The organism is Pseudomonas sp. 2848, from assembly GCF_003253945.1.
Taxonomy (GTDB): domain Bacteria; phylum Pseudomonadota; class Gammaproteobacteria; order Pseudomonadales; family Pseudomonadaceae; genus Aquipseudomonas.
This window is the reverse complement of sequence record NZ_QKZD01000005.1, coordinates 47,815-70,919: the sequence shown is the minus strand read 5'-3', so window position 1 is coordinate 70,919 and position 23,105 is coordinate 47,815. Positions and strand designations below refer to the sequence as shown.

The 23,105-nt window shown below is 65.4% G+C and carries 22 protein-coding genes and 2 pseudogenes; 7 read left to right on the top strand and 17 right to left on the bottom strand.

From position 1 onward, the window contains the following. Positions 1–10 precede the first annotated feature (10 nt). The 7 genes from DFS21_RS11525 to DFS21_RS11495 form a co-directional block, all read right to left on the bottom strand. Complete coding sequence (locus DFS21_RS11525; protein WP_023631207.1) at positions 11–376, bottom strand: cupin domain-containing protein; 366 nt, start codon at positions 374–376, stop codon at positions 11–13. Between the two features lie 31 nt (positions 377–407). Then, on the bottom strand, positions 408–1,706 hold the full coding sequence (locus tag DFS21_RS11520; protein WP_111532347.1) for an FAD-binding oxidoreductase: 1,299 nt from the start codon (positions 1,704–1,706) through the stop codon (positions 408–410). A gap of 269 nt (positions 1,707–1,975) precedes the next feature. Beyond that, entirely contained in the window at positions 1,976–3,133 is a 1,158-nt protein-coding gene (gene cprA, locus DFS21_RS11515) for a cationic peptide resistance protein CprA (RefSeq protein ID WP_110699203.1), read from the bottom strand. A 364-nt stretch (positions 3,134–3,497) separates the two neighbouring features. Next, positions 3,498–4,178: a ligase-associated DNA damage response endonuclease PdeM gene (pdeM, locus tag DFS21_RS11510; RefSeq protein ID WP_111532346.1), complete on the bottom strand. Its 681-nt coding sequence runs from the start codon at positions 4,176–4,178 to the stop codon at positions 3,498–3,500. A 4-nt stretch (positions 4,179–4,182) separates the two neighbouring features. Beyond that, on the bottom strand, positions 4,183–6,777 hold the full coding sequence (locus tag DFS21_RS11505) for a ligase-associated DNA damage response DEXH box helicase (protein WP_111532345.1): 2,595 nt from the start codon (positions 6,775–6,777) through the stop codon (positions 4,183–4,185). After that, positions 6,777–8,432, bottom strand: a complete 1,656-nt coding sequence (locus DFS21_RS11500; RefSeq protein ID WP_110699197.1) for an ATP-dependent DNA ligase — start codon at positions 8,430–8,432, stop codon at positions 6,777–6,779. Before DFS21_RS11500 ends, DFS21_RS11505 begins: the two co-directional genes overlap by 1 nt. Next, positions 8,432–9,442 (bottom strand): ligase-associated DNA damage response exonuclease, encoded by a 1,011-nt coding sequence (locus tag DFS21_RS11495; protein ID WP_111532344.1) that lies wholly within the window; start codon positions 9,440–9,442, stop codon positions 8,432–8,434. Before DFS21_RS11495 ends, DFS21_RS11500 begins: the two co-directional genes overlap by 1 nt. A 173-nt stretch (positions 9,443–9,615) precedes the next feature. Between DFS21_RS11495 and DFS21_RS11490 the strand changes: the two genes are divergently transcribed. Continuing rightward, positions 9,616–10,080: a hemerythrin domain-containing protein gene (locus DFS21_RS11490; protein WP_110699193.1), complete on the top strand. Its 465-nt coding sequence runs from the start codon at positions 9,616–9,618 to the stop codon at positions 10,078–10,080. A 24-nt stretch (positions 10,081–10,104) separates the two neighbouring features. Here the strand turns inward: DFS21_RS11490 and DFS21_RS11485 are convergent. Both DFS21_RS11485 and DFS21_RS11480 read right to left on the bottom strand, forming a co-directional pair. Continuing rightward, positions 10,105–10,398: pseudogene (locus tag DFS21_RS11485) on the bottom strand (DUF421 domain-containing protein); the annotation flags it as partial. After that, complete coding sequence (locus DFS21_RS11480) at positions 10,399–10,902, bottom strand: CinA family protein (RefSeq protein ID WP_110699191.1); 504 nt, start codon at positions 10,900–10,902, stop codon at positions 10,399–10,401. 186 nt (positions 10,903–11,088) lie between these two features. Here DFS21_RS11480 and DFS21_RS11475 point away from each other — a divergent pair. Further along, positions 11,089–11,320 (top strand): annotated as a pseudogene (locus DFS21_RS11475) (PLD nuclease N-terminal domain-containing protein). Between the two features lie 9 nt (positions 11,321–11,329). Continuing rightward, positions 11,330–11,479, top strand: a complete 150-nt coding sequence (locus DFS21_RS26740) for a hypothetical protein (protein WP_178082014.1) — start codon at positions 11,330–11,332, stop codon at positions 11,477–11,479. A 16-nt stretch (positions 11,480–11,495) separates the two neighbouring features. Here the strand turns inward: DFS21_RS26740 and DFS21_RS11470 are convergent, their stop codons facing one another. Continuing rightward, a complete protein-coding gene (locus DFS21_RS11470; RefSeq protein ID WP_111532343.1) occupies positions 11,496–12,326 on the bottom strand; it encodes an alpha/beta fold hydrolase in 831 nt (276 codons plus the stop codon). Positions 12,327–12,448: 122 nt separating this feature from the next. Between DFS21_RS11470 and DFS21_RS11465 the strand changes: the two genes are divergently transcribed. After that, positions 12,449–12,886 carry a MerR family transcriptional regulator gene (locus tag DFS21_RS11465; RefSeq protein WP_110699187.1) on the top strand — a complete coding sequence of 146 codons (438 nt, stop codon included), beginning with the start codon at positions 12,449–12,451 and terminating at the stop codon, positions 12,884–12,886. 32 nt (positions 12,887–12,918) lie between these two features. Here the strand turns inward: DFS21_RS11465 and DFS21_RS11460 are convergent, their stop codons facing one another. Continuing rightward, positions 12,919–13,869, bottom strand: a complete 951-nt coding sequence (locus tag DFS21_RS11460; RefSeq protein WP_371926830.1) for an acetoacetate decarboxylase (ADC) — start codon at positions 13,867–13,869, stop codon at positions 12,919–12,921. A gap of 197 nt (positions 13,870–14,066) precedes the next feature. Here DFS21_RS11460 and DFS21_RS11455 point away from each other — a divergent pair, with 197 nt between their 5' ends. The 3 genes from DFS21_RS11455 to katB all read left to right on the top strand — a co-directional run bounded on the left by DFS21_RS11455 (position 14,067) and on the right by katB (position 17,459). Further along, positions 14,067–15,293 (top strand): NADH:flavin oxidoreductase/NADH oxidase family protein, encoded by a 1,227-nt coding sequence (locus DFS21_RS11455; protein WP_111532342.1) that lies wholly within the window; start codon positions 14,067–14,069, stop codon positions 15,291–15,293. Between the two features lie 46 nt (positions 15,294–15,339). After that, positions 15,340–15,753 (top strand): alternative ribosome rescue aminoacyl-tRNA hydrolase ArfB, encoded by a 414-nt coding sequence (gene arfB / locus DFS21_RS11450; protein WP_110699183.1) that lies wholly within the window; start codon positions 15,340–15,342, stop codon positions 15,751–15,753. A 164-nt stretch (positions 15,754–15,917) separates the two neighbouring features. Next, the gene (gene katB / locus DFS21_RS11445) at positions 15,918–17,459 is read left to right on the top strand and encodes a catalase KatB (protein WP_110699181.1); all 1,542 of its coding nucleotides are present in this window, start codon (positions 15,918–15,920) and stop codon (positions 17,457–17,459) included. Between the two features lie 127 nt (positions 17,460–17,586). Here the strand turns inward: katB and DFS21_RS11440 are convergent, their stop codons facing one another. From DFS21_RS11440 to DFS21_RS11415, 6 genes are all read right to left on the bottom strand, one after another. Then, positions 17,587–18,492: a MurR/RpiR family transcriptional regulator gene (locus tag DFS21_RS11440; protein WP_102685257.1), complete on the bottom strand. Its 906-nt coding sequence runs from the start codon at positions 18,490–18,492 to the stop codon at positions 17,587–17,589. An 81-nt stretch (positions 18,493–18,573) separates the two neighbouring features. Beyond that, positions 18,574–19,338 carry an ABC transporter ATP-binding protein gene (locus DFS21_RS11435; protein ID WP_111532341.1) on the bottom strand — a complete coding sequence of 255 codons (765 nt, stop codon included), beginning with the start codon at positions 19,336–19,338 and terminating at the stop codon, positions 18,574–18,576. Between the two features lie 19 nt (positions 19,339–19,357). Next, positions 19,358–20,470: a succinylglutamate desuccinylase/aspartoacylase family protein gene (locus tag DFS21_RS11430; protein WP_110699177.1), complete on the bottom strand. Its 1,113-nt coding sequence runs from the start codon at positions 20,468–20,470 to the stop codon at positions 19,358–19,360. Between the two features lie 9 nt (positions 20,471–20,479). Continuing rightward, the gene (locus DFS21_RS11425) at positions 20,480–21,178 is read right to left on the bottom strand and encodes an ABC transporter permease (RefSeq protein ID WP_110699176.1); all 699 of its coding nucleotides are present in this window, start codon (positions 21,176–21,178) and stop codon (positions 20,480–20,482) included. A gap of 12 nt (positions 21,179–21,190) precedes the next feature. Further along, positions 21,191–21,880: an ABC transporter permease gene (locus tag DFS21_RS11420; RefSeq protein ID WP_110699174.1), complete on the bottom strand. Its 690-nt coding sequence runs from the start codon at positions 21,878–21,880 to the stop codon at positions 21,191–21,193. A gap of 24 nt (positions 21,881–21,904) precedes the next feature. Then, the gene (locus DFS21_RS11415; RefSeq protein WP_102685262.1) at positions 21,905–22,681 is read right to left on the bottom strand and encodes an ABC transporter substrate-binding protein; all 777 of its coding nucleotides are present in this window, start codon (positions 22,679–22,681) and stop codon (positions 21,905–21,907) included. Positions 22,682–23,105 lie beyond the last annotated feature (424 nt).

Here is a 23,105-nt window from a genome sequence, read left to right as displayed (position 1 = left end):
GAGGATGTAATCAGGCTAGCGCAAGGTAATGCTTCACAAAGGTCTCACTCAGCACCTCCCACAGCACCGGCGTGCCCTTGGTCACGAACCAGGCATCACCCGCTTTGTAGCGCGTCACCTGCCCGGTGGATTCATCGGTCAGCTGAATCTCGCCGGTCACGATCACCGCCTGCTCGCTGAACGGATAGACCATGCGGAACTTGCCCTGGGTGGTGCCGAAGTAGGCGCTGCTGACCGGGTCGGTCGGGGCGCCGTGGGTCATCTTGCCGTAGCACTTGACCTCGCCTTCGAGGATGGTCGAGCCGAGGTCGGCAACGGTGCCCCAGGCGTCGAGTTCGGACAGCTGCACACCCTGGCGGACGGCGGTGAGGGTCATGGTGGTTCTCCTGGTTTTTGTTCAAAAAGAATCAACGGCGGCCGTTGAAGAAGCCCGACAGCTGATGCACGGTCTTGCCGGCGGTCAGCAGCAGTGGGCGGATATGGTCCTTGCCGAGGATGCGCGCATGCTTGACCGAACTGATCAGGTCGTAGCGGGCCGAGCCTTCGCTCATGCCTTCGGCGAGGATCTTGCAGATGATGTGGCTAGGGGTGACGCCGAATCCCGAGTAGCCCTGCACGTAGAAGGCGTTGGGGCGGTTGCTCAGTGTGCCGATCTGCGGGAACAAGTTGGCGCTGGTGGCCATCGGTCCGCCCCAGGCCAGGTCGATGCGCACGTCCTTGAGGTAGGGGAAGATCTTCAGCATCAGGTTGCGGTTCCAGGCCTTGAGGTCCTTGGGAATATGCTCCACGAACGGCGTGGCGGCACCGAACAGCAGGCGGTTCTCGCGAGTGACGCGGTAGTAGTCGATCACCGGGCGGATATCGCTGTAGGCGCCGCGGATCGGGCTGATGCGCTGGATGAGCTCGTCCGATAGTGGCTCGGTCATCAACTGGAAGGCATAGGTGTTGACGGTGCGCGCATGCAGTTCGGGTTCGAGCTTGTTGAGGAAGCTGTCGCAGGCCCACAGCAGCTTGCTGGCCTTGACCGAGCCGCGCCCGGTGCGCACGGTGATGCGCTCGCCGTAGTGCACTTCCAGGGCCGGGCTGTGCTCGAAGATCCGGGCACCATGGCCGACCAGGGCCTGGGCCTCGCCAAGCAGTAGGTTTAGTGAGTGCACGTGGCCCCCGCCCATGTGCAGCAAGGCGCTGCTGTAGGCATCGGAGCCGATGATCTGCCTGACCTCCGAACCGCCGAGGAAGCGGACCTCGTCCCTGCCGTTGATGGCCTTGAAGTCCTTCTCCCAGGCGCGCAGGGTCTTTTCCTGGCGGGCGTTGAAGCCCATGTAGCCGTAGCCGTGGCAGAAGTCGGCGTCGATCTGGTAGCGGGCGATGCGCGCCTTGATGATGCCGGCGCCCAGCTCGCTGATCTCGAAGATCTCGCGCAGGCCTTTGTCGCCCACGCTGCTCTTGATCTTCTCCAGGTCGTGGCCGATGCCGGCCATGATCTGCCCGCCGTTGCGTCCGGTGCCGCCGAAGCCCAGGTAGCGGGCCTCGAGCACGACGACATTGGTGATACCTTGCTCGGCCAGTTCCAGGGCGGTGTTGATGCCCGAGAAGCCGCCGCCGATCACTACGACATCGGCTTCGATGTCGCTTTCCAGGGTGGGGAAGCTGAGGTTGTACTTCTTGGTGGCGGTGTAGTACGTCGGCGTTTCGATGTTGATCATGGCGCAGCCTGGACAGTTGGAATTGTTGGAAAGCAGGGCTTGCACAAGCGCTGGCGGTTACAGGTATTGAGCACCTAACGATAGGTAGGTGTCTTGCCTGGGACTGCCAGGGTTTTGCTTCAGGCTGCCACGTTGTCCATCGAGTCCAACACCGTAGGCATACGGCGGCAGCATGACCTCCACAGGGGAAGTGGTGATCATGCATCTCATGAATATGTTAAGTAAATGACCTTCTGTGGTTGCTTTCCTTTAGGCGCGGCACAGGGCGCTTACTTGAAATCCCACTGCATCTGCGTGGCGATGCTCACACCGCTGGACGACCTGACACAAACGTCCAGGTAGTCGGTAAAGCGTGGCGGCATGGCAATGCCTTCTTCCAGCAGGCGGCTGTTGTCGAACAGGTAGTTCAGGTCGGCAAAGCCGCTGTACAGGCGCAAGGCACGCAGCACCAGCCGTGGGTTGGCCGGGCCGATACGGGTTTCGAAATGGCTGGCGAGCGATTTGAGGTCGTCCGCCTCGACCTTGCGATAGCGCTCGCCCACCGGCTCCGCGCCATTGGCCAAGGCGAAGGCCTGGTCGATCTCGGCGAAGGTGCAGGCCGAATGATGGCCGGCGGAGATATGGTAGAGGTCATGGCCCAGGCGGGGCTTGAGCACCAGGCCGATCAACGCCTCGGCGCAATAGTCCACCGGGATCACGTCGATCTGCTCGTCCAGGCCGCAGGTGAAGCTTTCCAGGGCGAAGCCCATGCGGAACACCCAGAAGATGCTGCCCGAGGCCTGGCAGCCGAGGCTGCGGTGGCCGACCACGATGGATGGCCGCGCCACCACCAGCGGCAGGCTGGGCAGCTCTTCACGCATGCGCCGTTCGATCTCCGCCTTCGAGGCGGTGTAGTCCACCAGTTGCTGCGCGGCCTCGGGGAACTCCCACGATTCGCTGATCGGTGACTCGCGCTGCGGGCCGCAGCACATGGCGGTGCCGACGTGGAGGAAACGCTTGAGACGGCTTGAGCGGCTCAGCACCTGGGCAAAGGCGTAGGTGCCCTCGACGTTTACCGGCCAGATATTGGGGTTCTTCGAGAACGAGGCCACGGCGGCGCAGTTGATCACCCGGTCGACCTGCATCAGGCGCGGGGTCTCGCGAGCCAGCCAGGCGGTGTCGAGGAAGTCGCCGCAGAGGATCTGCGCTTCGCTCAGGGCCTGGCCCTGGCTGTCGTCTACACCGTGCTGGCGCAGGTTGTGGCGCAGGCGTTGCAGGCCCTGCGCCGGGTTCTCGGCGCGAACGAGGAAGCACAGGGCCTCGGCATGCCCTTCGGCGATCATCTGGGCGGCGACGGCGCCACCGAGAAAACCTGTGGCACCGGTCAGCAGAATACGCTCCTGGGCTGGACACGGGAGGGTGGGCGTATGAATGGCGGGGGTGTTCATAGGTTTCCTCGGCAAGTAATTTGCCAGTGCTTCATTCTTTGGAATGGGTGGGAAAGTTACGTGAAAAGTTTGCTCGTGCGACTAATTCAAGTCCGGAGCTATTGGGTTTTTGATAAACATGGCGCGAGCCGATATCACCTCGGTAAGCGCGTCGTTTGGGAATCATGGCCCTGCACCGCGCAGGCAGATAGCGGCGAAGAGCAGGGCGGCTAGCCATTGTCTGGCGGGGCGATGGTTATTTCAATTAACTGTTGGCGCAGTTATGCAGGTTTTTGGTGAAACAATTTTAATGGGCTATGAGCAGGTGTAAGCAGCTGTATCGAATGTGTAAATATATTTAAATTGCACACGGTTAATTTTTTTATCACTTCAATTGTTCGGGCACTTCCCAGATCCCTCCATCACCGATGACATAGACCCGCTGATCCGCTTCCGGCTGCAGCGTCATCGCGCCGGTGAAGCTGCCGAACGACGGCAACAAGGTCAGGTGCTCGCCGACCATGAAACAGGGCAGGCGCACCTGTTGGCGGCCACGGCCGCGCAGGCGGTACGCCGGATGCACATGGCCCGCCAGTACATGCCGCTGCGGGTGCGCGCAGGGCTCGTGGTGCAGGGCGAACGGGCCGAGCGGCAGCGGCTCGGCCACCACCTCGATGCCCAGCCCAGCCGGCGGATCACCGGCCTGTCGGTCATGGTTGCCACGCACCAGGGTGATGGGCAGCGCCGCATGGCGGGCGCGCCACTCGGCAAGCGCTGCCAGGGTTCGCGGGGTCCTGCCTTTGGCGCTGTGCAGGAAGTCGCCGAGAAATACCAGGTGCTGGCAGGCAAAGCGCTGCAGCAGGGCATCCAGGCGTTGCAGGTTGCAGGCGGTGGTGCCACTGGGCACCGGCTGGCCCAGTGCCCGGTAGCCGGCGGCCTTGCCCAGATGCAGGTCGGCGATCAGCAGGGTCCGCCGCTCTGGCCACCACAGGGCTTTTTCCGCCAGCAGGCAGAGTTCGGTGCCGGCCACCTTTACGCTGATGTGCGAAGGAAGGGTGCTGGCCATGGCCTCAGGACCGCTGCCTGGCCGGGCGTGGCCGGCCGTCCTTGCTGCGCCTGGCCTTGCGCGCGCGGTCAGGTTCACGCGTGTCATCCTCGACCATCAGCGTGGTCAACGCCGCAGGCTCCTGTGCCCCGGCACCTGCGGCCTGCTCCAGGTCGCTGACCATGCGCCGGATCCGGTCGGCGAGTTTTTCCGAGCTGAGGCTCTCGCGAAAGCGCTCGACCATCAGCGGAAAGGCGAACGGTGTGGCGCGCCTGATGGTCCGCAGTTGCAGCGGCAGAGGCTGCAAGCGCTGCAGGGTCTGGCGCAGGCGTTGCACATCCAGTTCCTGGCTCAGCACCTCCTGGCGGGCCTGGGTCAGCAGCAGGTTGTCCGGGTCGTGCTGCCTGAACACATCGAAGTACAGCCCGCTGGAGGCCTGCAACTGGCGCGCGCTCTTCGGTGCACCGGGGTAGCCCGTGAACACCAGCCCGGCGATCCGGGCGATCTCGCGAAAGCGCCGGCGCGCCAGTTCGCCGGCATTGAGGCTGGCAAGCACCTCGGGTAGCAAGTCATGGCTGTCGAACAGCGCCGGGGTCAGGGCGCCGGCATAGTCGATGGCGCTGGCGCATAGCAGCTCCAGGCCGTAGTCGTTGACCGCGATGGAGAAACTCAGCGGTGTATCCCGGGCCAGGCGCCAAGCCAGCAGGCTGGCCAGGCCCAGGTGCACCGAGCGCCCGGCGAAGGGATAGAGAAACAGGTGCCAGCCCTCGCGGGACTTCAGGGTCTCGGCCAGCAGGACATTTTTGCCAGGCAGCGCCGACCAGGCTTTCTGCACCTCCAGCAACGGGCGCAGCAGGCGCATTTCCGGGCCTTGGAAGACACCCTGGTCCGCCGCGTCCAGTTCGGCCAGCATCGCCTCGGCCAGTTCGCCCGAGAGCGGCATGCGCCCGCCGTTCCAGCGCGGGATGGCGGCCTTGCGGTCGCTGGCGCGGCGCACGTAGACGGTCATGTCGCGCACTTCCACCAGCTCAAGCGTGCGGCCAGCGAACAGGAAGTGGTCGCCTGGGCGCAGGCGGGCGATGAAGCCTTCCTCGACGCTGCCCAGCGATCCGCTGCCGCCGCGGGCCCAGAACTTCACGGTCAGGCTGGCATCGCTGACCAGGGTGCCGATGCTCATGCGGTGACGGCGTGCCAGGCGTGCGTCGGGCACCCGCCAGCGGCCTTCGGCGTCCGGCTCGGCGCGGCGGAAATCGGGGTAGGCCGTGAGCGAGAGACCGCCGTGGCGGATGAACGCCAGGGCCCATGCCCATTGCGTGTCGCTCAGGTCGCGGTACGACCAGGCGCTGCGCACTTCGGCGAGCATGTCCTGGGCCTCAAAGCCATCGCCGAGGGCCATGCTCACCAAGTGCTGGACCAGCACATCCAGTGGCCGCTCGGGGGCCTGGCGCGCCTCGACCTTGCCCTGGGCCACCGCCCTGCGTGCCGCCGCCGCCTCCAGCAGCTCCAGGCTGTGAGTCGGTACCAGCGTGGCACGCGAGGGCCGGCCCGGGGCGTGGCCGGAGCGCCCGGCGCGCTGCATCAGGCGTGCCACCCCCTTGGCCGAACCGACCTGCAGCACGCGCTCCACGGGCAGGAAGTCCACGCCAAGGTCCAGGCTTGAGGTGCACACCACCGCCTTCAGCTGGCCTTTCCTCAAGGTCAGCTCCACCCAGTCGCGCACCTCACGTGACAGCGAGCCATGGTGCAGTGCCAGCAGCCCGGCCCAGTCGGGCCGCGCCTGCAGCAGTGCCTGGTACCAGGTCTCCGCCTGCGAGCGGGTGTTGGTGAACACCAGCGTGGTGGCGCTGCCCTCCAGTTGGTCGACGACTTGCCCGAGCATGCGCAGGCCCAGGTGTCCGGCCCAAGGGAAGCGTTCGATGGCGGCCGGCAGCAAGGTGTCGATGCGCAGGTCCTTGGCGTCATGCCCCTGCACCAGGCGGCCCGCCGGCATCAGCACTTGCCGGGCATGCTCCAGGTTGCCCAGCGTGGCCGAAAGCGCCCAGACCATAAGCGACGGCTGCCAGCAGCGCAGGCGGGCGAGGGCCAGTTGCAACTGCACGCCCCGTTTGTTGCCGAGCAACTCGTGCCATTCGTCCACCACCAGCATGCGCAGGCCGGCGAACGCCTCGCGTGCATTGGCCTGGGTCAACAACAGGGTCAGGCTTTCCGGTGTGGTGACCAGGGCGCTGGGCAGGCGCCGTGCCTGGCGGGCGCGTTCGGCGCTGCCGGTGTCACCGGTGCGCAGGCCGATGCTCCAGGCGATCCCCAGGTCATCCAGGGGGGCCTGCAGCGCCCTGGCCGTATCGGTGGCCAGGGCACGCATGGGGGTGATCCACAGCACGGTCAGCGGCGCCATGGCAGGCTTGCCGCGACCTGCTGACGAGGGCAGGGAGGTACACTGCCCGGCGAAACGATCCAGCGCGGCGAACCACACCGCATAGGTCTTGCCGGCGCCGGTGGCGGCGTGCAGCAGCCCCGACTCGCCGTCGGCCACGGCTTGCCAGACGGCCTTCTGGAAGCTGAACGGCTTCCAGCCGCGCTCGGCGAACCAGCGGCTGGAAGGCTGGCGGCGCTTGACCATCACAGCAGCCCCTGCAAGGTGGCCAGCGTGTCAGCCTGTTCGATGGTCTTGTCGGTGCGCCAGCGCAACATGCGTGGGAAACGCACCGCGATGCCGCTCTTGTGGCGCTTGGACAGGGCGATGCCTTCGAAGCCCAGTTCGAACACCAGGGTCGGCGTGACGCTGCGTACCGGGCCGAACTTGTCCACCGTGGTCCTGCGCACGATGGCGTCGACCTTGCGCATCTCTTCGTCGGTGAGGCCAGAGTAGGCCTTGGCGAAGGGCACCAGCACCCGTTCGCCCGGCGCGCTGTCGTCCCATACCGCGAAGGTGTAGTCGCTGTACAGGCTGGCGCGCCGGCCATGGCCGCGCTGGGCATAGATCAGCACCGCATCGATGCTGAACGGGTCGATCTTCCATTTCCACCACAGGCCCAGGTCACGGGTACGGCCCACGCCGTACAGCGAGTCGCGGCGCTTGAGCATCATGCCCTCGACACCCAGCTGGCGCGAGGCCTCGCGCTGGCGGGCGAGCGCCTGCCAGTCGTCGCCGGTCACGCGCGGCGACAGGCGCAGGCGGGCATCGCCGATGCTATCGACCAGCGCCTCGAGCTGTTCCCGACGCTGGTCCTGGCTGCGGCTGCGCCAGTCTTCGCCTTGCCACTCCAGCAGGTCGTAGGCCAGCAGCGCCGCCGGCAACTCGTCCAGCAGCCTCTTGCCCAAGGTCTTGCGCCCGATGCGTTGTTGCAGCAGGGCGAACGGCTGGACGCCGAATGTCTGTTCGCCGCTGTCGGATGGCGCCTTCCAGATCACCAGCTCACCATCGAGCACGGTGCCGTCTGGCAGGGCGGCGGCCAGGCGGGCGAGCTCTGGGAAGCGCTCGGTGATCAGCTCCTCGCCCCGCGACCACAGCCAGGCACGCCCATCGCGTTTCACCAGTTGGGCGCGGATGCCGTCCCACTTCCATTCCACCAGCCACTCCTGGGGCGGGCCGAGCACCGCGTCGAAACGCTCGAGCGGCTCCTGTAGCGGGTGCGCCAAGAAAAACGGGTAGGGCTGGCCACCGCGCTGGGCATGTTCCTCGGCGGACTCCTGGGCGATCAACGCCAGGTAGCGCTGGGGCGTCGGCTGGTGCGCAAGGTCGGTGTAGCCGACCATGCGCTGCGCGACACGCTTGGCGTCGACCCCGGCCAACGCGGCCAGGGCGCGGGTCACCAGCAGTTTCGAGACGCCGACGCGAAAGCCACCGGTGAGCAGCTTGAGACTGACCATCAGGCTTTGCCGGTCGAGCCGCGCCCACAGCGCCTGCAAGCGCGGCGCGAGTTCCTCGGGGGGCAGGCCGCGCAGCGGCAGCAGTTGCTCCAGCCACCACTGCAAACTTTCATCCGCGACCTGGGTGGACTCTGGCAGCAACAGCGAAAGGGTTTCGGCGAAGTCGCCGACGGCCTGGTAGCTCTCCTCGAACAACCACTCGGGCAGGCCGCACAGGCGAATCGCCAGGTCGCGCAGCACACGGGTCGGCACCACCTGGCGGGGGCGCCCGCCAGCGAGGAAGTACACCGCCCACGCGGCATCGGCAGGTGGCGCGGCAGCCAGGTAGTCTTGCAGCGCGGCGAGCTTGGCATTGCTCGAGGTAGTGGCGTCGAGCCGGGCGTAGAGTTCGGCGAAGGCTCTCATCAGGTAGTCGGCTCCAGGCTGTCGTCTTCCTCGCCGTACTCGGTCTGGAAGGCTCGGGCATCCAGGCCGCGCTCGGTCAGGTAGCGAACCAGCACGTTGACCTGGCCGTGAGTGACCATCACCCGCTCGGCGCCGCTCTGCTCGATGGCCCAGAGCAGGCCAGGCCAGTCGGCGTGGTCGGAGAGCACGAAGCCCCGGTCGACGCCGCGCCGACGGCGCGCCCCGCGCAGCAGCATCCAGCCGCTGGCAAAGGCATCGCTGTAGTCGCCGAAGCGGCGCATCCAGGTGCTGCCCCCCGCCGAGGGCGGGGCGAGGACCAGCGCCTGGCGCAGCAATGGGTCGCCCTTGCTGGTCGCCGTGGCGGGCAGAGTTTCCGGCAGGCGCACACCGGCGGCGCGGTAGACCTCGTTCAGCGGCTCCACCGCGCCGTGCACCAGCACCGGGCCAATGTTGGCATTGATGCCGTGGAGAATCCGCTGGGCCTTGCCGAAGGCGTAGGCGAACAGCACGCTCGGACGCCCGGCGGCGGCATTGGCGCGCCACCATGCGTCGATGTCGGCGAAAATGCAGGCCTGGGCTTGCCAACGGTAGATTGGCAGGCCGAAGGTCGATTCGCTGATGAAGGTGTGGCAGTGCACCGGTTCGAAGGCTTCGCAGGTGCCGTCCGGCTCGACCTTGTAGTCGCCAGAGGCGACCCACACCTCGCCGCGGTATGCCAGGCGCACCTGGGCCGAGCCGAGCACATGGCCGGCGGGGTGAAAGCTCAGGGTCACGCCGTGGTGCGCAAGCGGCGTGCCATAGGGCAGGGTCTGCAGGTCGATGTCCTCGCCCAGCCGCGCGCGCAGTATCCCGGCGCCGGGCGCCGCGGCGAGGTAGTGGCGATTGCCGCGCCGGGCATGGTCACCGTGAGCGTGGGTGATCACTGCCCGATCGACCGGCCGCCAGGGGTCGATGTAGAAATCACCGGGTGGGCAATACAGCCCTTCGGGGCGCGCGACGATCAGCTCCATGGCTCACCTTGGCCTGGGGGTTAACAGCTCAGAGCGTCGGCAGGCGCATCAGGTTCATAGTTCGTTGCAGGCAATGCACGTGCTGCCACCGTTCATCGTCTCTGTCGAACACCTCGGGCGGGCGTGGCTCAACCGGAGGCAATGCCCATTCTCGATAACCGACGAGGTCTGCCATGAATGCCATCGAATTGCTGGAGCAAGACCACAAGCACGTGAAGAAGCTGCTCGACGAGCTGGCGGCCACCACCGAGCGCGCGGTAAAGAAACGTGGCGAGTTGCTGGCGCGTATCGAGCAGGAGCTGAAGATCCACACCGAGCTCGAAGAGCGCATCCTCTATCCGGCCATCAAGCAGGCCGGGGGCCGAGAGGAGGCAAAGATGTACCACGAGGCCAAGGAGGAGCACCGCACGGTCGATTCGCTGGTCCTGCCCGACCTGCTGGGTACCGCCACCGACACCGTCGAGTTCGCAGGGCGGGTCAAGGTGATGAAGGAATTGCTCGAGCACCATATCGAGGAAGAGGAGGGCGAGCTGTTCCCGACCGCGAGGAAATTGCTCGGTAAACAGGCGCTGGAAGACATGGGGCAAGCCATGCAGGCGCAGAAGAAGCTGCTCGGGGCCGCGCAATCCGCGGCCTGAAGCGGCGTCAGCCGGCGGCAGGGTTCACTCCTGACGGATGATCGAGACCTTGCCGTTGCGCTCGACGATGGCAAACTTGATCTGCTCGACCCGTTCGATGCCTTGGCTGTCCCTGGCCGATTCGAGGATGTCGTCTTCGGTCAGGCGCGCCCGACGCATGCGGCCATGGAGGAAGCGACCATGCTCGACAACCAGGGTCGCGTGACCGTCGAGCAGCCTGGCCAGGCGCCGCGAGTTGAGCTTGGCCAGTGACAGACCGACGTCGAGCACGATGAGCGTGGCGATTACCAGCATGGCGTTGGTAAACGAAAAGTCATCTCAGGCGCGCTCGCCGCGCAGCCAGCGTTGGTGGTAATGGGCCAGCCGGGCAAGGCCGAACAGCGCGGCCTGGCGCATCACCTCGGGGCGTTCGCCAAAGAAGCGCTGGGTGCAGGTGAACACCGCCAGCGGTTCGCCGGCGAAGGCCCAGGCGAAACACAGAGTGCCCGGGGATACGCCGGCTTCGGGGGAGGGGCCGGCGACTCCGGTGGTGGCGATGGCGACACTGGCCTGGCTATCGCGCAGGGCGCCGCGAGCCATTTCCCAGGCCACTGCCTCGCTGGTCAAGCCGAATCGTTCGATGGTCTGCGGATCGACCCCGAGCAGCCGCTGCTTGGCCTCGGGAGAGTAGACCACGTAGCCGCTCTCCAGCACCTCGCCGGTGCCGGGCTCCTCGGCCAGCAACGCGACCATGGCACCGGCGGTGCAGGACTCAGCGGTGGTCAGCAACAGGTGATGCTGCTTGAGGTAGTCGAGGGCGGCGCGCACCGGGTCCTGTCGCATCGTAGTCAACTCACGGGTCTGTTGAGCGATGGACGCTCGCGCCTGTGGTATGGTTCAGCGCCACTGCGCGGCGCCCGTTCATCCCGTGCACAGGATCCGCGCTGAACTTTGCCGACGTCCGGGGCTTCCTCTGTTCAAGGTTGTCGTGTCCATCTCGGACAGGCGCCTGGAAGAGGAGGGTAGGTCATGAGTGACCCCGTGACGTACTTCTGGATCGCCGTGTTGGCGATCATCTTGCTGGTCGACCTGTGGGCGATCGTCAGCGTGTTTCGCAGCGACAAGTCCGATGGCGTGAAGGTCTTGTGGTCGCTGCTGCTGGTGGTGTTCCCCGTGGTCGGGCTGGCCATCTGGGGTGTCGCCGGGCCGAGGCATCAAGCGTGGCACGGGACCGACTTCACCCGAACACAGCAAAGGCTAGGAGAAACGCATGAAACAGCAGGATGATCGTCGCCCGCGCGTACCTGCGGGCGAAGCCGAGCGCGACAACGACGCCCATCGGCCAGACGGCTCCACCGGCACCCGGCATGACTCGACGGCGCAGAAGGCCGCGCGCGGCAAGGGCCGGCGCCAGGGCTGAGCGCCGGCCCGGCCTGTCAGCTACGGAAGAAGGTGAGCAGGTCCTGGTTGATCACATCGGCGTGGGTGGTGGGCATGCCATGGGGGTAGCCCTTGTAGGTCTTCAGGGTGCCCTTGGGCAGCAACTTGGCCGACAGTGGCCCCGAATTGTCGTAAGGCACGATCTGGTCGTCGTCGCCATGCATGACCAGCACCGGCACCGTCACCTTTTTAAGGGACTCGGTGAAATCAGTCTGGGAGAACGCGACGATGCCGTCGTAGTGCGCCTGGGCGCCGCCCATCATGCCCTGGCGCCACCAGTTGAGGATCACGCCCTGGTCCGCCTTGGCGCCGGGACGGTTGTAGCCGTAGAACGGCCCCGCCGGGATATCGTGGTAGAACTGCGCGCGGTTGGCCTTGAGCTGGGCCTGAAGGTCGTCGAACAGCGACTTGGGCAGGCCACCGGGGTTGCTGGCGGTCTGCACCATCAGCGGCGGCACGGCGGCGATAATGGCGGCCTTGGGCACCTTGTCCTCGGGATGGCGGGCCATGTAGTGGATCACCTCGCCACCGCCGGTGGAGTGCCCGACATGAATCGCCCCCTCGACACCCAGGTGCTTGACCACCGCCGCCACGTCGTCGGCGTAGTGGTCCATGTCGTGGCCGTCCCAGACCTGGCTCGAACGGCCATGGCCACGGCGGTCATGGGCGACCACGCGGTAGCCTTCGGCGACGAAGAACAGCAGTTGCGCGTCCCAGTCGTCGGCGCTGAGCGGCCAGCCGTGATGGAAGAAGATCACCTGGGCGTCCCGCGGGCCCCAGTCCTTGTAGAAGATCTCGAGTCCTTCCGGGGTTGTGACGTATGCCATTTCGCGTCTCCTGATTCTTGGGTGAGGAGCTAGTGAAGGCGGGCAAGTGAGCGTTCACTGGCCACCGGACAACTCTAGGATTAAAGTGCACTTCAAGGTCAATGCAATTGCAAAGGTGCTGCATGAGAATAGGAGAGCTGGCCAAGCTCACGGGCCTGGCCCCGTCGCGTATCCGCTTCTACGAGGCCAGTGGGCTGATCAGCTCGGTCGAGCGCAAGGCCAATGGCTATCGCGACTACGACGCCGATGCCGTATGGGTGCTGGAGATGATCACCAACGCCCAGGCTGCCGGGTTCTCGCTGGAGGAGATCCGCCAGTTGCTGCCGGCCAAGGCCAAGGGCTGGCAGCACGATGAACTGCTCGGTGGGCTCAGGCGCAAGGTCGAGGAAATCGAACGCCTGCAGGCGCGCCTGGCACGCAACAAGGCGCAGTTGTTGCTGGTGATCGAAGGAATCGAGAGCAAGCCCGAAGGCATGCAGTGCGTGGACAATTCGCAGCGGGTGCTGGAGCGGCTGCGTGAGGAAATGGCCCAGGAACACGCGCGGGTCGCGGACCTGTAGCAGCGCCGCTGCCACAGGGGGCCTGCATCGTTTCAGTCAAGCGCCGCCAATGGCTTGGGCGCATACAGCGCGCTCTGGAACTCGGGCACATACTCGTACTTGACCATCCGCCCCAGCTGCAGATCACGGATATAGCGCGACAGTTCGCCATCACCCAGCACCAGTTCCACTGAATCAGCCTTCATGCTGGATGCATGGCTGACCTGCCGCGAGGTGGCGTAGCCGTAGGCCAACCGGCTCTGGTGGTCGAGGTTGGTGAAACTGTTGGTCACAAGGTCTGGCTCGTGGGACAACCCGTCGAGCTTCCTGGCCCTGAACACCACGTCCACCTCGCCGCTTCGCGCATCGCCGATGGTGTAGGTTACCGCCTGGGCGTCCTCGCGCCGGTCGATCCCGGTCAGCCACTTGGGCAGGTTGTAGCCCACCACGCCGCGCACCCGTGCAAGCTCGGTGTTGACCGGCAGCTTGAGCACATAGCCCCAGAAATCCTTGGCCATCGACTGCCCGACCAGAGAGAAGGGCCCGAGGTTCGCCTTGCCGGGCCTGTTGGTAATGATCGACACGGCCACCTCGTTGTAGCTGTCGTTGTCGCAATAGTCGTAGGTGTAGGCGGTGAACGCCACCAGGCCGCGCCCAGGCCATACCTGCAGGGGCTGCACCTGTTCCAGCACCGCGGCGGGTATCAACGCCCGCAGGCGTTCGAGATCGGCGGTGTAGACGGCGGTGACACGGCTGTTGCGGTAGTAGAAGTTTGGCGAGTACGACTCGAAACCCATGTCGACCCGAGTCTTCTCCAGGCCCTTGAACCAGCTCAGGTCAATGTCCGGCGCCTCGGCCTGGATCACTGGCAGCGGCGGGTTGGAGCGGTAACGGTCGTACAGCCCGCCCTTGAGCACGGGTACCGGGTGCCCGGCGATGTCGATCTGCGTTGTGGTGGCGTGCTCAGGGAGGCCATTGGCGGCGTGGGTGACGGGTATCAGCAGGGCGCCGGCCAGGGCGGTGGCGGTTCCGAGTTTCACGGTGCTGTATCTCCAGGGTAGATGATGTCGGGGCTGCGTGATCACCCTAACGTTCAACCCAACTTGAGAGTCAATGGCGAAATTTTTGCCGGTTCAGGGCTTGACCTTAAAGTTGACTTTAAAGCTAACGTCTGCGGCACCTACTTGTTGAGGTATTGCCGATGGACGTGTTCTCCCCCCTGACCCTGCCCAATGGCGCGGTCATCCCCAACCGCATTGCCAAGGCCGCCATGGAAGAAAACATGGCCGACGCCAACCATGCGCCCTCCGACCGACTGATGCGCTTGTACAAGGCTTGGGCGCAGGGTGGCGCCGGCCTGCTCATCAGCGGCAACGTCATGGTCGACAAACGCGCCATGACCGGCCCCGGCGGCGTGGTGCTGGAGGATGACCGGCACCTGGCGCGTTTTCGCCAGTGGGCCGCCATCGGCCGCTCGAAGGGTGCGCAGTTCTGGTTGCAGATCAACCACCCCGGCCGGCAGATGCCTGCGAGCCTGGGCCAGGAAACCTGGGGCCCGTCGGCGGTGGCGCTGGACCTGGGCAGCATGTCCAGGCATTTTTCCACCCCGCGGGCGATGACCCACGAAGTAATCGAAGATGTGATCCGCCGTTTTGCCAACACCGCGCGGCTGGGGGAGCAGGCGGGTTTCAGTGGGGTGGAAATCCACGCGGCCCATGGCTACCTGCTCAGCCAGTTCCTTTCGCCCCTGAGCAACCAGCGTACCGACCAGTGGGGCGGCGCCTTGGAAAATCGCGCGCGACTGCTGCTCGAGGTGGTCAAGGCGGTGCGTGCAGTGGTGTCCCCCGGCTTCGCCGTGGCCGTCAAGCTCAACTCGGCGGACTTCCAGCGCGGCGGCTTCAGCGCAGACGATGCGCGGCAGGTGGTGGCCCTGCTCAATGAGCTGGCGGTCGACCTGGTGGAGTTGTCCGGTGGCAGCTACGAAGCCCCGGCGATGCAGGGCCAGGCCAGGGATGGCCGCACGCTGGCGCGGGAGGCGTACTTCCTCGACTTCGCCCGGGACATCCGCACGGTGGCGAAGATGCCGGTGATGGTCACCGGCGGCATCCGCCGCCGACCGGTCGCCGAGCAGGTGGTGCACAGCGGGGTCGAGATGGTCGGTATCGGTACCGCGCTGGCCATCGCGCCGGCCTTGCCCCGTGACTGGCAAGCGGGGGAGGAGGCGGTGCCGGAACTGCGCCCGATCACCTGGAAGAACAAGGCGTTGGCCTCGCTGGGCAATATGGCGATGGTCAAGTTCCAGTTGCGCAGGCTGAGCGAAGCCAAGGCGCCCGATCCGCAGGTGGCGCCCTGGTGGGCGCTGCTGCGCCAGCAATGGAGCGACGCCGCCCGGGCCAGGCAATATCGGCGGCACATGGCGCGGCAGTGAAGCCAAGGAGATGTGATAATGGCCGGGCTATCACAAGAGGCACACCATGCTGACCATCTCCAACAACGTGCAGGTACCGGATGCCGAGATCGAGCTGAGCTATATTCGCGCGCAGGGCGCCGGCGGCCAGAACGTCAACAAGGTCTCCAGCGCCGTGCACCTGCGCTTCGACATCGCGGCCTCGTCGCTGCCCGCCTTCTACAAGGAGCGACTGCTGGCATTGCGTGACAGCCGCATCACTGCTGACGGCGTGCTGATCATCAAGGCCCAGCAGTTCCGCACCCAGGAACAGAACCGCATCGACGCCCTGGAGCGTCTGGCCGAACTGATCATCGGCGCCGGCAAGGTCGAGAAGAAGCGCCGGCCGACCAAGCCAACCCTCGGTTCAAAGACCCGCCGCCTCGACTCGAAGTCCAAGCGCGGCACGATCAAGGCGGGGCGCGGCAAGGTGGACTTCTGAGCTTGGCCAGGCCACCTATGCCTGCCTGTAGCATTCATGAATAAAAAACAGGATTGAAATTACCAATTGCACTGATGAGCAGGATCAATTTAGGGATCGGTCACGGGCTACTTACCCTTTTCGAGGCGCATCAAGACGCCTGAAAGAACCTTTAGGAGTACCCCATGATCCCTTTGCTCAAGCTGTTCCAACCCGGTCGCCTGCTGGTGGTGAGCAGTCTCGCCGCCAGTCTGCTGTCACTGTCCGTGCAGGCCGCGACCCTGACCCGTGATAACGGCGCGCCGGTGGGCGACAACCAGAACTCGCAGACTGCCGGCCCCAACGGCTCGGTGCTGCTACAGGACGTGCAACTGCTGCAGAAGCTGCAGCGTTTCGACCGTGAACGCATCCCCGAGCGCGTGGTGCACGCACGTGGCACCGGCGCCCATGGCCAGTTCACCGCCAGTGCCGACATCAGCGACCTGAGCATGGCCAAGGTGTTCCGCCCCGGCGAGAAGACCCCGGTGTTCGTGCGCTTCTCCTCGGTGGTGCACGGCAATCACTCGCCGGAAACCCTGCGTGACCCGCGCGGCTTCGCCACCAAGTTCTACACCGCCGACGGCAACTGGGATCTGGTCGGCAACAACTTCCCGACCTTCTTCATCCGCGACGCGATCAAGTTCCCGGACATGGTTCACGCCTTCAAGCCCGACCCACGGAGCAACCTCGATGACGACTCGCGTCGCTTCGATTTCTTCTCCCATGTACCGGAAGCTACCCGCACCCTGACCCTGCTGTACTCCAACGAAGGCACGCCGGCCAGTTACCGTGAGATGGACGGCAACAGCGTGCACGCCTACAAGCTGGTCAACGCCAAGGGCCAGGTGCACTACGTGAAGTTCCACTGGAAGAGCCTGCAAGGGCAGAAGAACCTCGACCCGAAACAGGTCGCCCAGGTCCAGGGCCGCGACTACAGCCACATGACCCACGATCTGGTCAGCGCGATCAACCAGGGCAAGCTGCCGAAATGGGACCTGTACATCCAGGTGCTCAAGCCCGAGGAGTTGGCCAAGTTCGACTTCGACCCGCTGGACGCGACCAAGATCTGGCCCGACGTGCCGGAGCGCAAGATTGGCCAGATGGTGCTCGACCGTAACGTCGACAACTTCTTCCAGGAGACCGAGCAGGTGGCCATGGCGCCGTCGAACCTGGTACCGGGTATCGAACCGTCCGAGGACCGCCTGCTCCAGGGACGGTTGTTCGCCTACGCCGATACCCAGATGTACCGGGTTGGCGCCAATGGCCTGAGCCTGCCGGTGAACCGCCCGCGTGCCGAGGTCAACACCGTCAACCAGGATGGCGCGATGAACGCCGGGCACACCGACAGCGGCGTGAACTACCAGCCGAGCCGTCGCCAGCTGCGTGATGAGCAGGCCGACGCCCGTTATGTGCAGACCCCGCTGAACGGCAGCACCCAGCAGGCGAGGATTCAGCGCGAGCAGAACTTCAAGCAGGCGGGCGAGCTGTTCCGCTCCTACGGCAAGAAGGACCAGACCGACCTGATCAACAGCCTCGGCCAGGCCCTGGCGACCGCAGATGAGGAGAGCCGCTACATCATGCTGTCGTTCTTCTACAAGGCGGATGCGGACTACGGCACCGGCCTGGCCAAGGTGGCCAAGGCCGACCTCGAGCGGGTCCGGCAGTTGGCGGCGAAGCTGCAGGACTGAGCGGCCACTGCTGCCCAGATCCATTGACATGACATGAACCTGCGGGAACGGATTCATCGGGGCAGCCGGATCGCCGCGACCACCGGTAAATCCGTTCCCGCACGACGACCATGTTGTCCGGCGCGTCTTATTTTCTGGTGAGCTTGTCACCCGGCACATGCAGATACGACATCACGCTTTCGGTCAGCTCCGTGGCCAGTTTCACTGCCTCCTTGTTGCGCGCCATGACCCCGGCCACCAACCCTTCGATCAATGCCAGCACGGCGATGTTGGAGCTGGTCAGCACCGGATGATCGGCGGGCGCGTACAACACATGGTGGGCCATGGGCGCCAGCGGCGAGGCGGGTGAGTCGGTGATCGCCAGTACCGTTGCGTTGCGCTCATGGGCGAAACGCGACAGTTGCAGGGTGTCCTGCGAATAGCGTGGCAGGGCGATGGCCAGCAGCACGTCCTGCTCGGTGATCGCCGCCAGGCGGTAGGCGGCATTCTCGTTGCCACCTTCCATGCTGATTGCACAGGTGTCCCTGCAGAACGGCACCAGGGTCGAGGCGGCCAGCCCGGCCAGGTACACGCTGTTGCCGAAGCCCAGCACGTAGACCTTGCGCGCCGCGATCAGGCTGTCGACGAACGCCTCGAAGGCATCGGCCTGGTTGTTGCTGGCGGTGGTCGCCAGGTTGCTGGTGGCGCTCTGGATCTGCTCATGCAAGCCAAAGTCGCCGCCCGGGCGTTGGGCCAGCTCGTTACGCAGCTTGTCCACCGGCGAGACCATCTGTTGCAGGGTGCTCACCAGCTCGGCCTTCATGCCGCTGTAGCCGCCCAGGTCCAGGGCCTTGGCCAGGCGATTGACCGCCGCCGGCGAGGTCGCGGTAGCCTGGGCCATGTCCTCGATGGTCAGGGTCGCGGCCTTCAGCGGGTGGCGCAGGATGTACTCGGCGACCTTGCGCAACGACGGTGGCAGTTCGGCCAGGCTCTCCGACAGCTTGCGCATGACCGGCGCGGCGTAGACCGTGGTGTTCTTGGTATGGCTCGACATCCGGCGCAAGGCTCCCTGTGAATTGCCGGGTAGTGTATCCCAAGGCGCTCTGCGGCGGGCTGCCACAGCGCGCCACGGGGGTCACTTCAGGCTGCCGGCGAGGAACTGGCGCAGGCGCTCGGACTGCGGCCGCGCCAGCACCTCGCGCGGGTCGCCGCGTTCCTCGGCCAGGCCCTGGTGGAGGAATAGCAGCTGGCTGGACACCTCGCGGGCAAAGCCCATCTCGTGAGTGACCACGACCATGGTCCGGCCCTCCTGCGCCAGGTCCTGCATGACCTTGAGCACATCACCGACCAGTTCCGGATCGAGCGCCGAGGTCGGTTCGTCGAACAGCATCACCTCGGGCTCCATGGCCAGCGCCCGGGCAATGGCCACCCGTTGCTGCTCGCCACCGGACATGTGCGCCGGGTAGGCGTCGCGGCGATGGCTGACGCCGACCTTGGCCAGGTAGTGCTCGGCTTTCTCGCGGGCTTCCTTGCGGTTCACGCCGAGTACGTGCACCGGGGCTTCCATGACGTTGTCCAGGGCGCTCATGTGCGCCCACAGGTTGAAGTGCTGGAAGACCATGCTCAACCGCGCCCGCAGGCGCTGTAACTGGCGTGGGTCTGCCGCGCGCAGCCCGCCACGGGGGCACTCGCGCAGCTTGAGCTGTTCGCCGTTGACCAGGATCTGCCCGGCGTTGGGTTGCTCGAGCAGGTTGATGCAGCGCAGGAAAGTGCTCTTGCCCGATCCGCTGGAGCCGATGATGCTGATCACGTCGCCGGCATCGGCCTGCAACGAAACGCCCTTGAGCACCTGGTGGTTGCCGTAGCTTTTGTGCAACTCGTGGATATGCAGTTTGTTCATCAGACGGTACTCGCAGGGTTCAGTCGCTGAGCAGGCGACCTTGGCGGATGGAGGTGTTGCCGGCAACCTTGGCCAGCCACAGGCCGGGCTGGGCGAAGCGCAGGCGTTCACGGGCATAGAGGATGCCGTCGGTGGTGGCCCTGACCACGCTGTGGCGGTCGCTGAGCGGGTCGAGCACTTCGAACAGCGGATCACCCACGCGCACCTGCGCGCCCAGCGGCTGCAGGTAGCTGACCACGCCCGGGTGCTCGGCGTAGGCGTATTGCGCGCCAGCGAAGGGCGTGGCTTGGCAGCAGTGTTGCGGGGCAGCCGGCCAGGGGCCGCGGATCATGCCCTGGTCGGCGAGGTAGCCGAGGATCTGTTCGGCGCTGGCCTGGCATTGCTCACGCCCGGTGTCGGCCATGCCGCGCAACTCGATGGTGGTCGCAACGCAGGCCAGGGGGATCTCGGCATCAGGGTAGTACTCGCGCAGGTGCAGCCAGGGCGCGGCGCAGGCTTCGTCGAAGGCGTCGCCACCGGCGCCCTCGGCCAGCAGCGCCGCTTGCGCGCCCAGGCGGGCGGCCAGCGGACGCAACTGCGCCCAGTGGTGCGGCATGGCGTACAGCAGCATCACCGACTCGAAATCGCAGTGCAGGTCCAGCACCAGGTCGGCGTCGCAGGCGTGGCGCAGCAGCAGGCGGCGCAGGCCATCGAGCTCCGAGTGTGGCGCGGGCAGTTCATCAAGGAGCTCGAGCATGGCCCGGCGGATAGTCGTGACGTTAGCCTGGCCATCGCCGCCCAGGCGGCCTTCGAGGTGCGCGGCCAGCGCTTCGGTCAGTGCCGGGAAATCGCGATTGAAGTTCTTGCCGCTATTGAACTCGAAGCGGCCCTGGTGGGTGGCTTGGAACATCTGGCCGATACCGATCGGGTTGGCCAGGGGCACCAGTTCGATCACCGCGTCCAGCAGGCCCTGCGCCTCGAGCTCCAGCAACCTGCGCTTGAGTTCGATGGCCACGCGCATCCCGGGCAGTTCATCGGCGTGCAGCGAAGCCTGGATATAGGCCTTGCGCGGGCCGCTGCCAAAGCGCAGCACGCGCAGCGAACGCTCGGTGCCGCAGGCGCTCCAGGGCAGGGTATGGTCAATGTGCTGCATGAAAGCTCCTTAGTGCTTGCGCGGTGCCAGGTAGGCCAGCCAATGGCGCTCGGCCAGCTTGAACAGGCGCACCAGCATGAACGTCAGGGCCAGGTAGATCAGCCCGGCGGTGATGAAGGCCTCGAAAGGCAGGTAGTAGCGTGCGTTGAAGGTCTTCGCCGCCCCGGTGATGTCCACCAGGGTGACGATCGACGCCAGGCTGGTGGTCTGCAGCATCATCAGTACTTCGTTGCTGTACTGCGGCAGGGCGCGGCGCAAGGCCGAGGGCAGCAGGATGCGCCGGTACAGCGTCAACCGTGACATGCCCATGGCACGGGCAGCCTCGACCTCGCCCCGGGGCGTCGAGCGCAGGCTCCCGGCCAGCAGCTCGGCGCTGTAGGCGCTGGTGTTGAGGGCGAAGGCAAGGCAGGTGCAGAACGTCGCGCTGGAGAGGTAGGGCCACAACGGGCTCTGGCGCACGGCCTCGAACTGGGCCAGGCCGTAGTACACCAGGAACAGCTGCACCAGCATCGGCGTGCCGCGGATCACGTAGGTGTAGAGCCAGGCGGGGTAGCGCAGCAGGCACGTGCGCGAGACGCGCATCAGCGCCAGGGGGATCGCCAGCGCCAGGCCGCAGGCCAGCGAAATCAGCAGCACCTTGAGGGTCAGGGCAACGCCGTTCAGGTACAGCGGCAGGTTCTGCCAGATCAGTTGATAGTCGAGCGTCATCGGGCAGCTCCCCTAGAGTTCGGCGGCTTTGAAGCCGACCGAGTAACGTTGTTCAACACCGCGCAACAGCAGCAGCGACACGCTGGTCAGCAGCAGATACAGCGCGGCCACGGCGAGGAAGAAGGTGAACGGCTGGTGGGTGGCGTCGGCGGCGTTCTTGGCCTTGAACATCATGTCCTGCAGGCCGATCACCGAGATCAGCGCGGTGGACTTGGTCAGCACCAGCCAGTTGTTGGTGAAGCCCGGCAGGGCCAGGCGCACCACCTGCGGCAGGCTGATCCGCCAGAACACTTGCAGGCCGCTCATGCCGTAGGCGGCGCCAGCCTCGGCCTGGCCCTTGGGGATCGCCAGGAAGGCGCCGCGAAAGGTCTCCGAGAGGTAGGCGCCGAAGATGAAGCCCATGGTGCACACCCCGGCAACAAACGGGTTGATGTCGATGTACTGTTCGTAGCCCAGCGCCAGTGCCAGGCGGTTGACCAGGTCCTGGCCGCCGTAGAACACCAGCAGGATCAGCACCAGGTCGGGGATGCCGCGTACTACCGTGGCATAGACCTCGCCCAGTGCCGCCAGCCATCGCAACGGTGATAACCGGCAGGCCGCACCGAACAGGCCCAGGCCGATGGCCAAGGCCATCGCCAGCAGTGCCAGGCTGATGCTCAGCCAGGCGCCATCGAGAATGCTCGATCCATAGCCATGAAGCATGATGAAAACCCTCGTCGGCCGGCGTTACTGGCCGTAGATGTCGAACGGGAAGTACTTGCCCTGCACCTGCTGGTAGATGCCGTTGGCGCGGATCGCGGCGATGGCGGCGTTGAGCCGCGCGAGGTTGGCGGTGTCGCCCTTGCGCACGGCAATCCCGGCGCCGCGGCCAAAATAGTGCGGGTCGCCGATGTCCGGGCCGACCAGGGCGAAGCCTTGGCCCGCCGGGGTCTTGATGAAGCTTTCCTCGGTGTTGACGATATCGGCGAGGGTGGCGTCCAGGCGCCCGGAAACCAGGTCGAGGAAGGCTTCGTTCTGCGAGGCGTAGCGCACGATCTCGACGCCCGCCGGTTCCAGTTGTTCGGTGGCGAAGCGGTCATAGGTCGAGGCCCGCTGCACGCCCACTTTGCGGCCCTTCAGGTCCACCATCGGGGTGTCCAGGCGGCTGCCGGCCTTCATCGCGAACTTGCCGGGGGTGTGGTAGTACTTGTCGGTGAAATCGACCGATTTCAAGCGATCCTCGGTGATCGACATCGACGACAACACGGCGTCTATCTTGCGTACCTTCAGCGACGGGATCATGCCGTCGAACTCCTGGATCACCCACTGGCACTTGACCTGCATCTGCGCGCACAGCGCGTTGCCGATGTCGTAGTCAAAGCCGGCGAGCTCACCTTCTGGGGTGCGGTAGGAAAAGGGCGGGTAGGCGGCCTCGATGCCGATGCGCAGGCTGGCATCGTCGGCCTGGGCGAAGGCGCTGCAGGCACAGAGTGCCAGCGCGCCGAGAAGTCCGGTTTTATTCATGTTGTTGGCTCCGGTGGGGGCGTTACCAGCCATGGCCCGAAAGGAACCATGGGTTGGGTGCGGCCTGAAAATGACATGATTCATATCACAAATCAATATAGTGAAAATAAATGTGTCATGTCAGCGCTCGCCTTGAGGTCGCCGTCCTTCTTCCTGAGCTGCTCGATCTTGCGGATCACACCCAGCGTTCTGGCCTCCAGCCTGCCGGCGGTTTCCAGATACTGCTCGAGATCGATAGGACACATTGCGCTGAATTGGGGGCGGAATGCCTTCGGCTGATGCTACATGGTACGTACTGCAACTGCCTGAAAATGGCCTGAATCAGTCAATTGTTTCATGCTTGATACGTACTATTTGTGTACTGAACGGTTGGCTCGCCTGCACCACCAGATCGAGTGTGGGAATGGACAAGCATGGCGCCGGG